This window comes from Methylophaga sp. F-2 (assembly GCF_056859315.1).
On sequence record NZ_JBSXOF010000017.1, the window covers coordinates 31861 to 47779 of the forward strand.

16 protein-coding genes are annotated in these 15919 nt (G+C 43.9%); 11 read left to right on the forward strand and 5 right to left on the reverse strand.

The genetic code is table 11. The features are described 5' to 3' along the window. The first annotated feature begins 57 nt into the window (after positions 1–57). From efpL to AC13DA_RS06435, 4 genes are read left to right on the forward strand one after another with little or no spacing between them, the layout of a single operon-like run. Positions 58–624, forward strand: a complete 567-nt coding sequence (efpL, locus tag AC13DA_RS06420) for an elongation factor P-like protein EfpL (RefSeq protein ID WP_007146936.1) — start codon at positions 58–60, stop codon at positions 622–624. 9 nt (positions 625–633) lie between these two features. After that, positions 634–1008 (forward strand): YbaN family protein, encoded by a 375-nt coding sequence (locus AC13DA_RS06425; protein ID WP_007146937.1) that lies wholly within the window; start codon positions 634–636, stop codon positions 1006–1008. Positions 1009–1012: 4 nt separating this feature from the next. Further along, positions 1013–1681, forward strand: a complete 669-nt coding sequence (locus AC13DA_RS06430; protein WP_284452160.1) for a nitroreductase — start codon at positions 1013–1015, stop codon at positions 1679–1681. A 10-nt stretch (positions 1682–1691) separates the two neighbouring features. Next, entirely contained in the window at positions 1692–2036 is a 345-nt protein-coding gene (locus AC13DA_RS06435; RefSeq protein ID WP_284452159.1) for a HopJ type III effector protein, read from the forward strand. A gap of 72 nt (positions 2037–2108) precedes the next feature. On the opposite strand, the gene AC13DA_RS06440 is transcribed toward AC13DA_RS06435, so the two are convergent. After that, complete coding sequence (locus AC13DA_RS06440) at positions 2109–5966, reverse strand: FAD/FMN-binding oxidoreductase (RefSeq protein WP_273178689.1); 3858 nt, start codon at positions 5964–5966, stop codon at positions 2109–2111. Between the two features lie 132 nt (positions 5967–6098). Here AC13DA_RS06440 and AC13DA_RS06445 point away from each other — a divergent pair, with 132 nt between their 5' ends. The 4 genes from AC13DA_RS06445 (at position 6099) to AC13DA_RS06460 (ending at position 8426) form a co-directional block, all read left to right on the forward strand. Then, positions 6099–6896, forward strand: coding sequence for an undecaprenyl-diphosphate phosphatase (locus tag AC13DA_RS06445; RefSeq protein ID WP_284452158.1), 798 nt, complete (start codon positions 6099–6101; stop codon positions 6894–6896). Positions 6897–6981: 85 nt separating this feature from the next. Next, positions 6982–7410 (forward strand): 50S ribosomal protein L13, encoded by a 429-nt coding sequence (gene rplM / locus AC13DA_RS06450; RefSeq protein WP_007146942.1) that lies wholly within the window; start codon positions 6982–6984, stop codon positions 7408–7410. A 12-nt stretch (positions 7411–7422) separates the two neighbouring features. Next, positions 7423–7812: a 30S ribosomal protein S9 gene (gene rpsI / locus AC13DA_RS06455; RefSeq protein ID WP_007146943.1), complete on the forward strand. Its 390-nt coding sequence runs from the start codon at positions 7423–7425 to the stop codon at positions 7810–7812. Positions 7813–7943: 131 nt separating this feature from the next. Beyond that, entirely contained in the window at positions 7944–8426 is a 483-nt protein-coding gene (locus AC13DA_RS06460; RefSeq protein ID WP_284452157.1) for an acyloxyacyl hydrolase, read from the forward strand. Here the strand turns inward: AC13DA_RS06460 and lpxL are convergent, their stop codons facing one another. Further along, complete coding sequence (gene lpxL / locus AC13DA_RS06465; RefSeq protein WP_273178683.1) at positions 8427–9344, reverse strand: LpxL/LpxP family Kdo(2)-lipid IV(A) lauroyl/palmitoleoyl acyltransferase; 918 nt, start codon at positions 9342–9344, stop codon at positions 8427–8429. Between the two features lie 76 nt (positions 9345–9420). On the opposite strand from lpxL, the gene waaA reads away from it, so the two are divergent. Both waaA and tadA read left to right on the forward strand, forming a co-directional pair. Next, positions 9421–10689 carry a lipid IV(A) 3-deoxy-D-manno-octulosonic acid transferase gene (gene waaA / locus AC13DA_RS06470; protein ID WP_284452156.1) on the forward strand — a complete coding sequence of 423 codons (1269 nt, stop codon included), beginning with the start codon at positions 9421–9423 and terminating at the stop codon, positions 10687–10689. Beyond that, positions 10682–11134 carry a tRNA adenosine(34) deaminase TadA gene (gene tadA / locus AC13DA_RS06475; protein ID WP_284452155.1) on the forward strand — a complete coding sequence of 151 codons (453 nt, stop codon included), beginning with the start codon at positions 10682–10684 and terminating at the stop codon, positions 11132–11134. Before waaA ends, tadA begins: the two co-directional genes overlap by 8 nt. On the opposite strand, the gene trhP is transcribed toward tadA, so the two are convergent. Then, the gene (trhP, locus tag AC13DA_RS06480; protein WP_284452154.1) at positions 11131–12477 is read right to left on the reverse strand and encodes a prephenate-dependent tRNA uridine(34) hydroxylase TrhP; all 1347 of its coding nucleotides are present in this window, start codon (positions 12475–12477) and stop codon (positions 11131–11133) included. The genes tadA and trhP overlap by 4 nt on opposite strands. A gap of 158 nt (positions 12478–12635) precedes the next feature. On the opposite strand from trhP, the gene mltF reads away from it, so the two are divergent. After that, positions 12636–14036 carry a membrane-bound lytic murein transglycosylase MltF gene (mltF, locus tag AC13DA_RS06485; protein ID WP_284452153.1) on the forward strand — a complete coding sequence of 467 codons (1401 nt, stop codon included), beginning with the start codon at positions 12636–12638 and terminating at the stop codon, positions 14034–14036. A 33-nt stretch (positions 14037–14069) separates the two neighbouring features. Here the strand turns inward: mltF and AC13DA_RS06490 are convergent, their stop codons facing one another. After that, positions 14070–14705, reverse strand: a complete 636-nt coding sequence (locus AC13DA_RS06490; protein ID WP_284452152.1) for a thiol:disulfide interchange protein DsbA/DsbL — start codon at positions 14703–14705, stop codon at positions 14070–14072. 31 nt (positions 14706–14736) lie between these two features. Next, positions 14737–15894: a c-type cytochrome biogenesis protein CcsB gene (gene ccsB / locus AC13DA_RS06495; RefSeq protein ID WP_284452151.1), complete on the reverse strand. Its 1158-nt coding sequence runs from the start codon at positions 15892–15894 to the stop codon at positions 14737–14739. Between the last annotated feature and the right edge of the window lie 25 nt (positions 15895–15919).

A 15919-nucleotide genomic window follows, 5' to 3' on the forward strand; every position in this document is an offset into this window, starting at 1 on the left:
CGCTAAGGTCTCGGTAACGTATAATGCGGAACTTTCTATGAGAATCGGAACAAGAGTATGCCCAAGGCCAGTGATCTTAAACGTGGAATGGTAGTAGAAGTACATGATGAGCCCTATGTCGTTAAAGATATTGATATTCGTAACCCATCTTCGCGTGGCGCATCGACACTATATAAAGTTCGTTTTAACCATCTTAAAACGAAACAAAAACGTGATGAATCCTTCAAAGGCGAAGACTTTCTTAAAGAGGTCGACTGTGAACGCCAGTTAGTCCAATTTTCCTATCAGGATGGCGACAGCTACATCTTTATGAACAATGAAACCTTTGAGCAATACGCTATCAATGCTGCTGATATTGAAGACGCGCTGGGCTATATCCATGATGGTCTGGATAATATCGTCGCTGTTTTATTACAACAACAACTTGTGGCTATAGAGTTGCCAGCCGCGGTTTCTTTGACTATTGTCGATACATCGCCGGGGATAAAAGGCGCTACGGCAGCGGCTCGCACAAAACCAGCAACCTTATCGACGGGCTTAGAAGTACAAGTCCCAGAATATATCGAAAATGGAGAAGTCATTAGGGTCAACACCGACACAGGTAAATTTATGTCGAGAGCCTAAAACGATCGTATGAAGACACGTATCAAACATCTTGTTTTGATTTGCTTAGGCTGGATGTTTGTCGCCTTGGGCATCATTGGTGTCATCCTGCCGTTGATGCCAACAACGATTTTTCTGATATTAGCCTTGGCGTGTTTTGCCGAAAGCTCTCCCCGGTTTCATCAAATGTTGCTCAATCACAAATGGTTCGGACCTCCACTAAGGCAATGGCAACAAACACATAGCATGCGCCGGGATATTAAAAAGAAAGCCTATTTAATCATCATACTGTCATTTGCTATTTCAATTGCTGCCGTTTGGGGCCGACTTTGGTTACAAGTCATGTTATTTACTATTGGACTCATTCTGTTAGCCTGTTTGTCTCGTGTAAAGGAATCAGACTAAGCAGATGAATACGATTGAAGCCATGCAAAAACGCCATTCTGTGCGTCATTTTTTAGATAAAGAAGTGAGTCAGCAAGATCTAATGACTCTCCTGGAGGCTGCTAGACACAGTCCTTCCGGCTCAAATACACAGCCTTGGCAAGTGGCTGTCGTCAGAGGAAAAGCAAAACAGCGTCTGGCTGATGCGATGGTTTCTGCATTTGAACAAGGTGAAACAACCGCCCCTGCTTATCAGTACTACCCCAACCCAATGCCTTCTCCCTACAATGACAGACGCAAAGCTTGTGGTTTAAAGCTTTATCAGACGCTAAACATTGCCCGTGACGATAAAGCAGGGCAACGCGCGCAATGGGCAGCCAATTACCGTTCCTTTGATGCGCCGGTGATGCTGTTTTTCTGGATGGATGGCATCATGCAAACCGGTTCATATATGGACATGGGTATGTTCATGCAATCAGTGATGCTGGCTGCGGTCGATTGTGGCTTGGCAACCTGCCCTCAGGCAGCATTAGCGCAATATCCCAATGTTGTGAAAGAACACTTATCCTTACCAAAGGATGCCATCATTCTTTCGGGCATGGCGCTGGGTTATGAAGATACTGAAGCCCAGGTGAATCAGTTTAGAACTGAACGTGAGACAGTAGAATATTTCACTCAATTTTACGATGAATAATGGAGATAAAATGGAATTGCAGGCTTTTTTAACGCAATTAAAAACACACCCTGAAAACATAGCGTTTGATGACACTATGTCAGTCATTGAAGCTAATTATGTATTTACTCCTACCGCATTTAAAAACGGTGGTACCACCAATGAAGCCGGCCAAAATAATGGCTCATGCAAAATTCTTGGCTTTGGCAAAATACATGCACTTAGTGTTGACGAAACCCTAGCCTGCTTTGGTCAGTATTATCGGGATGATGTGTTAGCCAATCCACACGGGGACGATCACCAAAATATTCGCCACTTTATGAAAACCGGTTGGGATGGCGTGCAATTTGAGGGTGAACCACTAACAGCACGCTAGTCTTTTGATTCATATATCAAATAAAAAAGGGAGCAGATGCTCCCTTTTTTTACAGTATTTTCTGCGATTAACTTAGAGTAATACGCGTTCAATACCACCTTGTTTAACACTATCGATGAAGTCTTTATGCCAGTTATCCCCTTTCAGGTGTTTGGCAATTTCAACCACAATATAGTCGGTATCAATACCCGTATCTTCACTGTAGCGGCTCAGGCCTTGTTGACAGGCTGGGCATGACGTCAACATTTTCACATTGCCATTTTTCGCCTTATCCTGCCCGGTCAGTTCCTGAATCCCTTTAGTAATTTCCTCTTCCTTACGGAAACGCACCTGCGTCGCGATATCTGGACGCGCCACAGCAAACGAACCGGCTTCACCACAGCAACGATCATTTAATGCTACTTCCTGTCCCATTAAAGTACTGGCCACAGAGGTCGGCTGATATGTTTTCATAGGTGTGTGACATGGGTCATGATACATATACTGAACCCCTTCCACGCCTTCCAGCTTGACACCTTTTTCCATTAGATATTCATGAATATCCAACAGGCGGCAGCCAGGGAAGATCGCCTCAAACTGATACTTCAGCAACTGATCCATACAGGTACCGCATGAGACTATGACGGTTTTGATATCCATGTAATTCAGCGTATTCGCTAAGCGATGGAATAACACCTGATTAGATGTCGAAATCGATGTGGCTTTTTCCTTATCCCCTGTTGATGCTTGCGGGTAACCACAACACAGATAGCCAGGGGGCAGCACAGTTTCAGTGCCCACTTCATACAACATGGCTAAGGTCGCCAAACCTACCTGGCTGAACAAACGCTCAGAACCGCAACCCGGGAAGTAGAAAACGGCATCTGATTCATCATTGACCTTTTTCGGATCACGTAGAATCGGAATCATTTTCTCATCTTCAACACCCAACATGGCACGTGTAGTTTGTGTCGGCAAACCTGTTGGCATTGGCTTTTTCATGAAATGAACGACTTGCTCACGAATCGGCGTTTTACCTGTCGTAGGCAGGGGACGTTTTTTCTTGCTGCCTAATAAGCCTAGTGTTTTAGCAACACCATGCGCCATTTTCTGGGCCTGATACCCCCACTCAATCATGGTTTTACGCATGATTTTCACTGTCAGAGGATCAGTCGCATTCAGATAGGCCATCGATGTCCAGGTGCCAATATTTGGACGACGCTTGCCTTGTTTCTTCAGCACTTCACGTAGTTTGATACTGACATCACCAAAGTCGATATTGACCGGGCAAGGATTCAGACAGCGGTGACATACCGTGCAGTGATCCGCCACATCATTCATCTCTTCAAAGTGACGAACTGAAATGCCACGGCGCGTTTGTTCTTCGTACAAGAAAGCTTCAATAATCAAGCCTGTACCAAGAATTTTATTCCGTGGTGAGTATAGTAAGTTGGCACGAGGCACATGAGTTGTACACTCAGGCTTACACTTACCACATCTCAGACAGTCTTTGATGTCATTGTTGATGTCACCCAGATCACTTTGTTCAAGAATCAACGCTTCCTGCTCTAACAGGCGTAATGACGGTGTATAAGCATTGTCCAGACCAGAACCGGCTAATAACTTACCGGCATTGAAATGACCATTGGGATCCACTTTCTGTTTGTACCCGGCAAAGGCATCAATGGTAGCTTTGTCCAGATATTGCATCTTGGTCAGACCAATACCATGTTCACCGGAAATAACACCACCCAGGCGCCCAGCTAATGCCATCACTTCATCGACAATGCCTTCAGCATCATGCATCATTTCGTAGTCATTAGAATTGACTGGAATGTTCGTGTGAACATTACCATCACCGGCATGCATGTGGGTGGCGACAAACAAACGACCTGAACGGTTTTCTTTATGAATACTGTCCAGCTTATTACGTAATACACTCAGCGCTTGCCCTTGGAATAACTCTTTTAAGGGTTTTTCCATTTCTTCACGATACGAAATACGTAAGTCACGACGCTGTAGTACATTAAATAACGTATCACCGTCGAGGATATTGGCTGTAGCAGTATCAGACAGCAGGTCGGCTAAATCTTTAGCAGGTTTGTCCAGGCTGTCTAAAATTTTCTGCCAGCGTGCCATGACCACATCGACATGACGGCATGCGGCTTCGTTTTTAGAATTGACGATGGCATCGTTTTCAACACTATCACTCAAATCTTTATTGCCACACTCTTTCAGTTCTTTTGGATTAGAACTCAAATAGGTTTTCACTGCTTTCGCTGTTTTTAGCTTATTGCGTGTGGACTGAACAATGTTAATACGTTCAATACCATCGTTATATTCAGATAAACGATCCAGAGGAATAACGACGTCTTCATTAATCTTAAACGCATTGGTATGTCTGGCAATCGCCGCTGTCCGAGAACGATCGGCCCAGAAACGTTTGCGCGCTTCAGGGCTGACGGCCACAAAGCCTTCACCATCACGCGCATTGGCAAGACGAACCACTTCAGAGCAGGCTTCTGCTACCGCGTCCTCATCATCCCCTACCACATCAATAAGCAAGACCATCTTCGGCGCCACTGAACGCGGCGCTTTGGTTGAGTAGTCAACGGCTTTTACATAGCGCTCATCAAGATGTTCCATCCCGGCCAGTAACACGTTTTTGTTATTGTCCAGGTAATCTTTGGTCTCTACGATAGCCGGTACGGCTTTACTTAAGTCATTACCGAAAAACTCAAGACAGACCGTACGGATATAGTCAGGCATACGATGCAGAACAAAAACAGAAGACGTGATCAAACCATCACAGCCTTCTTTTTGTATGCCCGGCAAACCACCGAGGAACTTGTTTGTCACGTCTTTCCCTAAGCCAATCTTACGTAGTTCTTTGGCAGGTATTCTCATGACTTCTGGCTCACCAATAACGGTTTTACCATCAGCTTCAAAGCGCGTTATTTTAAACTCGGCATACTCAATATCATGAATTTTGCTCAGGTTATGGTTTAACCGTTCCACTTCCATCCAGGTGGCATCCGGCGTCACCATTCTCCATGACAGCAGATTATCTAGTGCCGTACCCCACATCACGGCTTTTTTACCACCAGCATTCATCGCCACATTACCACCGATGGTGGAGGCATCTTGTGACGTTGGATCCACAGCAAACACTAAGCCACTGCGATCAGCTAAGTCAGAAACACGGCGTGTAACAACGCCGGCCTCAGCTCGAACGGTAGGCACTTTTTCATCACGACCAGGAATATGGCGATAAATAACTTCCCCCAGGCCTTCCAGTTTTTCAGTGTTAACCACCACACTTTCAGCCGTGAGCGGAATAGCGCCACCGGTATAACCAGTACCACCACCACGAGGAATAACTGTTAATCCCAAGTCGATACAGGCAGCAATAATTTTTGCCATTTCTTCTTCAGAGTCTGGCGTCACAACCGCTAGTGGGTATTCAACACGCCAGTCAGTGGCATCAGTTACATGTGAGACACGGGCCAGACCATCAAACTGGATATTATGTTTTTTTGTCGTTTTGGATAAACGACGCATCACCATCTTTCTACGTTCCGCGGTGCTCAATAAATTACGTTCAAACCGCTCTACTGCTTGACGCGCACTTTTCTCCAATTGCAGAGCAAGGTCATTATTATTCTCTTCTGCGCGGATACGAATTTGATCCAGTCGATGATGCAAAGCATGACGAAGCGAGCCCCAACGCTTTTGGTTTTCGACTAAATCGTCCTGAATAAATGGGTTACGTTGGATAACCCACATATCTCCTAGAACTTCAAACAGCATTTTTGCTGAGCGGCCAGTTTTGCGTTGCTCACGGAGTTGCTGCAAAACCTCCCACATTGGTTCCCCAAGGAAACGAATGACGATTTCACGATCAGAAAATGAGGTATAGTTGTACGGAATCTCGCGAATTCGGTTAGACATGTTGACAGATAAGCCTCTTTCTAAAGTAAGAGTGATGTTTAAGAGCGGCAATTTTAACACGGGCGCGACTATAATATGACCCACATAAATTAAGCCTTTTATTAAATAAGCTTCTGGACGACTGTTTTTGCCATGGATTTGTTACATATTATCGCCTTAGCCTTATTACAAGGCCTGACTGAATTTTTACCTATTTCCAGCTCGGCTCACCTTATTTTATTACCTATTATTGCTGACTGGCAGGATCAAGGATTGGCCTTTGACGTTGCCGTTCACGTCGGAACATTAACTGCCGTTATTATCTATTTCCGTCGGACAATTCGGGCCTTAATAGTGGACTGGTTTAAGTCAGTTGCGCAAAAGCAGACTATCGGTGACAGTAAATTAGCTTGGGCAGTGCTGTTTGGCACTATTCCTGTCGGTTTAGCAGGTTTATTTTTAGGGGACCAGGTAGAAACAAGTTTACGCAGTCCACTTGTCATTGCGACAACCACTATCGTTTTTGGCCTGTTATTGGGCTGGGCAGATTGGCAAGGTAAACGCATTCGTAATGAAAATCGACTAAATTGGTTTGATGTACTTTTTATTGGCATTGCTCAGGCGATTGCGCTGATTCCAGGTACATCACGTTCAGGCATAACAATTACTGCAGGTTTGATGTTGGGTCTAACACGAGAGGCTGCAGCTCGTTTTTCTTTTCTGTTATCCATTCCGGTCATTGTTCTCGCGGGTGGTTTAAAAATTATTGAGCTTATCGAATCACAACTTGTGATAGACTGGTTTGCTTTATGTGCTGGCGCATTATTTTCTGCCGTTAGCGCCTATTTATGCATTTTCTTATTTCTAAAAATGCTTGATCGTATTGGGATGTGGCCATTCGTACTATATCGTTTGGTGCTTGGCGTATTATTGTTTTGGTTGTTTACTTAAATAAGGTTGACAGCTTTTTCCTTAGTGCGTAATATTCTCCCTCTTTATTTAGCCCGCCTGCGTAATTATCAGGAGCAACTCGCGGATGAAAACCATAAGTGCAAAACCAGCAGAAGTTCGTCGTGACTGGTTCGTTATTGATGCTGACGGCAAAACATTAGGCCGTATGGCTACTGAAATCGCACGTCGTTTACGTGGAAAGCATAAAGCTATCTACACACCACATGTCGACACTGGCGATTACATTGTTGTTATCAACGCTGAAAAACTGCGTGTAACTGGTAACAAAATGAAAGATAAAATTTATTATCACCACACAGGTCATATCGGTGGTATCAAGTCTATCTCGCTGGAAAAACAACTCGACAAAGCACCTGAGCGTGTTATCCAGACGGCTGTCAAAGGTATGCTTCCTAAAAACCCGCTGGGTCGCGCGATGTTCGGCAAACTGAAAGTTTACGCTGGCGCAGAACACCCTCATACAGCTCAACAGCCTAAAGTGCTGGAAATCTAATCGGATATTGTCATGGCAGATTCATACTACGCTACAGGTCGCCGCAAAAGCTCAACAGCTCGTGTATTCCTGAAACCAGGCAGCGGCAACATTTCAATTAACACTCGCACACTGGAAGATTATTTCGGTCGTGAAACTTCTCGCATGGTTGTTCGTCAGCCTTTAGAGTTAGTTGACATGCTTGAAAAATTTGACCTGAAAATCACCGTTCGTGGTGGTGGTAATAATGGTCAAGCCGGTGCAATTCGTCACGGTATCAGCCGCGCACTAGTCGAATACGACAACGAATTAAAAGCTGAATTGCGTAAAGCAGGCTTTATCACTCGTGATGCTCGTGCCGTTGAACGTAAGAAAATTGGTCTTCATAAAGCACGTAAACGTCCTCAATTCTCAAAACGTTAATTGTTGGCTGCTTTTGCAGATCGAAAAAAGGCTACCCTTGGGTGGCCTTTTTTTATGGCTGGGATTCTTGCCTCACAAATAATAGGCATGTTATAAAGCCTTTTTATTAAATTCTGGCATGGAACCCAACGATGAATAAACATCTTCGTAACGCCTCAATTGCACTCACCCTCCTTCTCCCTTCTACGGCTTTCGCAGAACAAGAATCACAAATGGCTTTGTCTGTGGGTGCCTTTGAGGTTTTCGATGATAATACTGCTGCTGAGATAGGTGTTGAATATCGATTTTCCCCACAAGCGTCGGCTTTTAATTTGATTCCTACCCTTGGAGCAACGTTGACTTCTGATGGTGGTTATTGGGGCTATGCTGGTGTGAGATATGACATTTATCTCAACAACAACTGGATACTGACACCCAACTTCGCTATTGCGGCTTATGAACAAGGTGGAGGGGTTGATTTAGGTTACGATATTGAGTTCAGAACAGGTGCCGAACTTGCCTATCAGTTTAGTGATAAAAGTCGACTTGGCTTAGGTTTATATCATCTATCCAACGCTAATATCGGTGAGAATAATCCTGGTGCAGAATCATTAATTTTAAGCTATAGCTTTTAATTATCTGACTTTCTTATATAAACGCCCTTTTCCGTCGGGTTGAGTTTTAAAGCGACGATGTAACCAGAAATATTGTTCGGGCATCTGTCGAATTTGAGACTCAATCCAGTCATTTATACGTTGAGCATCGACGATATCATCGCCAGATGGATATGCCTCCCATGCAGGGAAAATTTGAATATGGTAACTACCATCTGAATTACGTTTAGGCACAAATGGCACCACTTCTGCCCCTGTCATTTTTACCATTCTGGCCGTTGCAGGAATGGTGGCCGCAGTCACACCAAAAAATTTGGCAAAGATACTATTTCTTGGGCCAAAGTCTTGATCAGGCGCATACCAGACAACTTTATTCTTACGTAATGCGCGCAACATGGCTCTGACATCATCCCGCATTACAATACCTTCGCTATGGTAAATTCGTGAACGCATCATAACGGCATTAAATAAGGGGTTCTTAAGATGTCTGAACATCACATAAGCCGGGGTTTGTAACATAATTAAGCGACCACCAATCTCCATACTGGTGAAATGCCCTGTTAGCAAAATAACTCCCTTTCCCTTTGCTTTAGCCGCTTCTAAATGCTCTAGCCCTTCATAAGTGACACGTCGGCGAAGTTGCCTATCAGATGCCCACCAGCTTATCGCGGTTTCGATCATCATCATGCCTGTATTTTTAAGGATTTTCTTGACGAGATATTCTCGTTCAGCATCGCTCATCTCTGGAAAACATAACTCCAGATTTCGTCGCACCACTTTTGCTCTTGAACGCATAAAGGGTTGCATCAACTGACCGAGCAGCATACCAATACGATATTGTAATTTGGCTGGCAAATACACTGACAAACGCATAAGTAACAGCCCCAGCCAACTTAACCAAAAGCGGGGATGTAGAAATTGTTTCTGGAAAATGTTCATTCAGGTTCTGTTGCTTTCACAAAGTAGCGCCTATGCTATCATTCCTGCTTACTTTTCGCTGCTTTATGAGTCTGATTTGAGAGTTTTTTATAATATCGTTTTTACTTTAGCTGTACCTTTTATCCTACTGCGTCTGTTGTGGCGAGGCACAAAAGCCAGTGCTTACTTCAAACGTTGGGATGAGCGGTTTGCAATCACCCTGCCGAGCGTCAATAAAAGTAAGTCAGTTATCTGGGTACATGCCGTTTCCATGGGGGAAGTTGAGGCCTGTCGGCCTTTGGTTGCAGCAATCCAATCTACGTACCCTGAGCATCAGATCCTCATTACAACAATGACACCGACAGGTAGCACTCGGGTAAAAGCATTATATGCAGATAACGTTATTCACTGTTATCTACCCTATGACTTGCCGGTCATTATGCGTCGATTTATACAGGCTATCCAGCCTGTATTTGGTGTCATTATGGAAACTGAGTTATGGCCCAATCTTATTCATCATTGCCGTAAGCAAAATATTCCGTTGGTGTTGGCCAATGCAAGGATGTCTGAGCGTTCATTAAAAGGTTATCAGCGCATCCCTTCTCTAACACGAGAAATTCTACAAAGCTTTACCGTGATAGCTGCCCAAGCTCAACAAGATCGTGAACGTTTTATAGAGCTTGGCGCCGATAGAGATAAAGTGCATGCTGTCGGTAATCTCAAATTTGAAGTCAATTTATCTCCTACTATTGTCGAGCAAGCTGAAGCCATTCGATCAATGTGGGGGAACCGCTCAGTTTTTATTGCCGCCAGTACACATGAAGGTGAAGATGAAATTATTCTTAATGCCTCACGCCAAATCCGTGCTCAGGTGCCAGATTTATTGTTAATTATTGTTCCTCGACATCCAGAGCGATTTGATAAAGTAGCGGCTCTCTGCCAACGTGCTGGCTTCAAAATTCTTCGTCGCAGCGAAAATGGTCTCTGTCGGAGTGATATTCAGATCCTTGTCATTGATAGTATGGGTGAACTCCCTATATTTTATGCCTGCTCTGATATCGCATTTGTTGGAGGCAGTCTGGTTCCAACGGGTGGACATAATATCCTTGAACCAGCCGCATTATCTCGTCCGGTGATCGTGGGACCTCATGTCTTTAATTTTGCTGAAATTACACAGCAGTTTATTACTGCTCAGGCAGCTATCCAGGTAGATAATGCAGAAATGCTGGCTACAACGGTGATCGAATTATTAAAAAACCCTTCAAAACGCACCGCTATGGGTGAAGCCGGACAACAGTTAATCAAGCAAAGTCAAGGCGGCAGCCAACGTTTACTCAACTTAATTAAATACAATATTCATGTCTGAAAAAGACCATTATTGGATGCAGAAAGCATTAGCGCTTGCCCGTAATGCCGAAGCTCAAGGTGAAGTCCCTGTCGGTGCGATTATTGTTCTCGATGATCAAATCATCGGCCAAGGTTGGAATCAACCCATTGCCAGCCAGGATGCCACGGCACATGCTGAAATTGTTGCCTTGAGACAGGCCTGCCAGACGATGCAAAATTACCGTTTGCCCGGCTCTGAAATTTACATCACCCTTGAACCTTGCATGATGTGTGCTGGCGCACTTGTTCATGCCCGTATCGCTCGCTGTATCTACGCAACAGCAGAGCCAAAAACAGGCGCTGCCGGTAGCTGCATAGATGCTTTTGCCTTACCTAATCTCAATCACCAGGTCGAATGCACAGCAAATGTTTTAAAAGAAGAAAGTAGTCAGCTCATCAAAAACTTTTTTAAAGCAAGACGTTAAAGATATCGAGCAAGTAATGCTTTCTCAGGGGCATCTCCCTGATAAGGAATATAGACTTTGTGACCACTGCCAGGCGCCAGTTCAATATCATGACGTTCTTTATCTAATAACTTATCCAGTATCAGCGTTTTGTTTCCTTCAGGCATAACCAGCTCTAATTTATCACCGACAGAAAACCGGTTTTTTACATCAATCTCCAGACACTGCTTGTCAGCATCATACGCTAAGACTTCACCAACATATTGTTGCCGCTCATTACTGGAATAACCATGTAAATAATTTTGCTGTTCTTGTGTAGGATGTCGTTGATAAAAGCCATCCGTATAGCCGCGGTTTGAAAGATTATCCAGTTGACCGATAAGCTCAGGATTAAATCGACGCCCAGCCAGCGCATCATCAATCGCCTGGCGGTATATCTGAGCGGTACGGGCAACATAATAGACGGATTTGGTACGGCCTTCTATCTTCAATGAATCAACACCAATATTCACTAGCCTCTCGATATGCTGAATCGCACGGAGATCTTTTGAGTTCATGATATAGGTGCCATGTTCATCTTCAAAAATCGGCATCAACTCACCAGGTCGATTTGTTTCTTCTATCAAATACACTTCATCTGCCAGAGGGTGCCTCTCTTGCCCACCACAATCAGAAAAACTGTGCTGATTCATCGCGTCAAAGGCTTTAAATTCAATTTTCTGTGGCGAATCATCATTATTATCACTGGCATGCGTTTTATAATCCCAACGGCAGGCATTTGTACATGTGCCTTGATTAGGATCTCGATGATTAAAATAACCAGATAATAAACATCGTCCTGAATAAGCAATACATAAGGCACCATGCACAAAGACTTCCAGCTCCATATCAGGACATAGCTGGCGTATTTCTTCAATCTCATCCAACGATAATTCGCGTGAAAGGATCACTCTGGATAAACCCATAGATTGCCAGAATTTCACTGCCTGATAGTTAACGGTATTGGCTTGTACAGATAAATGAACCGGCATTTCTGGCCAGCGTTCACGTACCATCATGATTAAACCTGGATCGGCCATAATTAATGCATCTGGCTGCATTTCAATCACTGGTTCCATATCTGCCATATAGGTTTTAATTTTTGCATTGTGTGGCATCAGATTACTTGCCACAAAAAACTGCTTACCCAAGGCGTGGGCTTCTTCAATACCTTGTTGCAAAACAGGGAGTTTATGGAAATCATTATTTCGTACCCGCAAACTATAACGTGGCTGACCGGCATAAACAGCATCCGCACCATAAGCATAGGCATAGCGCATATGCTGCAAACTTCCTGCAGGCAATAATAATTCCGGCGCATTCATCGCATGATTTCCCATATAAAAAAAGTGGATAATTATAATCTAAATCTACAAAAATCCAATAAAAACAGAAGTCTTGTCACAAATAAACCGAACTGACAGATGCATTGAACTGAATATAAGGTAATAATCGTTCCCTGGTGAAACATTGAGGAAGCTCTTTGAGACGATTGATTATTTCTCTACTTGCTATGGCAATATTAACGGCATGTGGAGAAGCCCCACCCCAACTCGATCAAATAAAAGAGCGAGGCGAGTTGCGTGTGCTAAGCCGATATAGCCTGACCAGTTATTATGTAAAGGGCAACGATGCCCTGGCTGGATTTGAATACGAGCTAGCTGAGCGTTTTGCTGACCACCTCGGTGTCAAGCTCAAAGTCATCGTGCCGGAAAATCTTGGCACTATGCTGCATATGATTGAAGAAGGTCGTGCTGACATCGCTGCCGCCGGTTTAACCGTTACCGAACAGCGTAAGGAGTTATTGCGCTTTGGCCCGGTTTATCATGAAGTCACACAGCAGCTTGTATACAAACATGGCAATAAAAGGCCGAAAGATATTACTGATATCGTCAGCGGCACTTTGGAAGTCGTTGCCGATAGTAGTCATGTAGAGCAATTACAAGCCCTACAACTAGAGATACCTGAGCTCAGCTGGCGCGAAAATAAGGAGTTGGACAGTCGCGGTTTACTCGAACTGGTGCAATTAGAACTGATTGATTACACCATCGTTGACTCAAATGAAATGTCAGCTAATCAGTCACTGTTCCCCGAACTACGTGTTGCATTTGATATATCTGAACCTCAGCCGCTCGCCTGGGCCATGGCGCCAAGCGATGATGAATCCTTATATTTAGAAGTGGTTGATTTTTTTCATGATATCGAAGCATCGGGTGAACTGGATAAGCTGATTGAGAAATATTATGGACACATTCGTCGCTTTGATTATGTCGATACGCGCGCCATTCATCGTCGTATTCAAACGCATCTGCCTCAATATAAAGACTTATTCAAAGCGGCGGCAGATGAATATGGTTTTGATTGGCATCTTCTGGCTGCCATGGCTTATCAGGAGTCGCACTGGAATCCAGAGGCGGTTTCAAGCACCGGCGTAAAAGGTTTGATGATGCTAACGCGTTCTACAGCAAAACAGCTCGGCGTTACCGATCGAGAAGATCCAGAACAAAGCATCTTTGCTGGCGCAGCCTACTTAGCATCGTTATATAGTCGCTTGCCAGAACGTATAAAAGATCCTGACCGGACCTGGTTTGCTTTAGCTGCTTACAACACAGGTCTTGGTCATCTTGAAGATGCCAGAGTGATCACCCAGACTCGAGGCAAGAATCCTGATTCATGGACTGATGTAAGAGAAAATTTGCCATTACTCTCAAAGCAACAATGGTACTCAAAAACAAAACATGGTTATGCACGCGGCAGTGAGCCGGTGAGATATGTACAAAATACACGTCGTTATTTAAATATCATATTACATCATGAAGATATGACCACTCCGGCAGCACCAACCATACCTGATGTAGACGAAAAATTACCAGCAGCCTTATAAAAAAAAGCCCGGTAAAAACCGGGCTTTTTTCTGTTAATTCTCAGATGATTTTTCTATCAGGAAATTCACAACGTTAAATAAGTCAGGTACCCCGCCCGCTGTACTGGCATCTGTACGATATTGTCCATTGACGATAAAGGACGGCACGCCTGTAATACCAGATGTTTGACTCATAACAAGGGCTTTTTTCACTTTCGCTTTGACACTGAAAGAATTCATTGTTTTCTTGAACTCTTCACGGTCAATACCTTGCTCAGCAACAAAATCAAGCAATTGGTCTTCAGAACTTAAACGACGTTTTTCGACATGAATAGCATTGAATAATTTTGAGTGAATTTTATCAAGATTACCCATTGCTTCAGCAGCATAATACACTTTTGCCAACTCTAACCAGCTATCACGGAAAATTGCTGGCACTTTCACAAAATGTACATTTTCTGGCAATGTTTGTTTCCATGCCTCCACTTCAGGCTCTAATTTAAAGCAGTGTGGACAGGTGTAAGAAAACATTTCAACGACTTCAATTTTATTATCTTCTGGTGTCGCTAATTTCTCAGTAGTTGGAAAATAATGGGTGCCTTCAACGAAATTCATCGGCACAGCAGAGACTGCCGTCGAAACCAGGCCTAAAAAAAGTCCTGTCGCAAGGGTTTTCATTAATTTCATCATCGTTGAGTATCCTTTATTTTTCAATTAATTATTACAACGTGCCATACGAATGAAGGCCACTTAAGAACATATTGACACCAAGAAAGGCAAATAAGGTCACGAATAACCCAACGATTGCCCACCACGCCATAGGTTTTCCATTCCAACCTTTCGTTAAACGCATATGTAACCAGGCAGCATAGTTCAGCCAGACAATTAATGCCCAGGTTTCTTTGGGATCCCATGACCAATAACCACCCCAAGCTTCTGCCGCCCACAACGCACCTAAAATGGTTGCTAGAGTGAAGAAAGCAAAACCCAACGCAATGGTCTTATACATTAAGTCATCCATCAGACTTAATTCAGGCATCGCTTTAACCCAACGACTGTCAGGATTAACTTGCTGTCTCCATACCACCAGCAAATAGGCCACACCTATCATCGCTGCCATGGAAAAAGCACCATAGCCAATAAAATTGGCTGGCACATGAATTTTCATCCAGTAGCTTTGTAGTGCAGGCACAAGCGGCTGAATCTCATGAGCATTTCGTTCAATGCTGTACCAAAGTTGGAAAATAACCGCGGCACTGATCACCAGTAAAACGAAACCACCCAAACTACGCGTTTGATAACGACGCTCATAAAACAGGTATAACAAGGCAGTCACAACAGAAAAAAGAATAAAGACTTCATACAAATTACTGACCGGAATATGGCCAATATCGGTCCCATGCAGATAAGACTCACGCCAGCGCACCATAAGACCTATCATGCCCATCGTAACTGCTGCCCAGGTTAGGCCTGTACCAACCTTTTCAGTAAAACTGGAACGAAAAATACTGCCAGCGAAATACGTCACTGTTGCCATCACAAATAAAGCACTCATCCACATAAAGGCAGACTGACTGGCGAGTATGTAGTTGAGCCAGAAGTTAGATTCGCCCGTTTCCAGGTTTTGGCCATACAATGAAACAGCTATCAAGCTAAGTGCTGCGACTGCCAGGCTGTGCCAACGAAACCCCGGCCAATATTGCCCGAGAAATCCCATACTAATGGCTGTCAGTGCAATGATAGTAATTTCATAATAATCAAGAATCTCGTAATAAGTACCTATTAAACCGATACTGACTAATACCATTAACACACGCCAGAACCAGGCTGCCCATGGTGTCTGTTGCGTCGAGTTCATTGTTGAGAGGTGTGCTGTCATATATTGTGCCTCATCCCATAGCAGA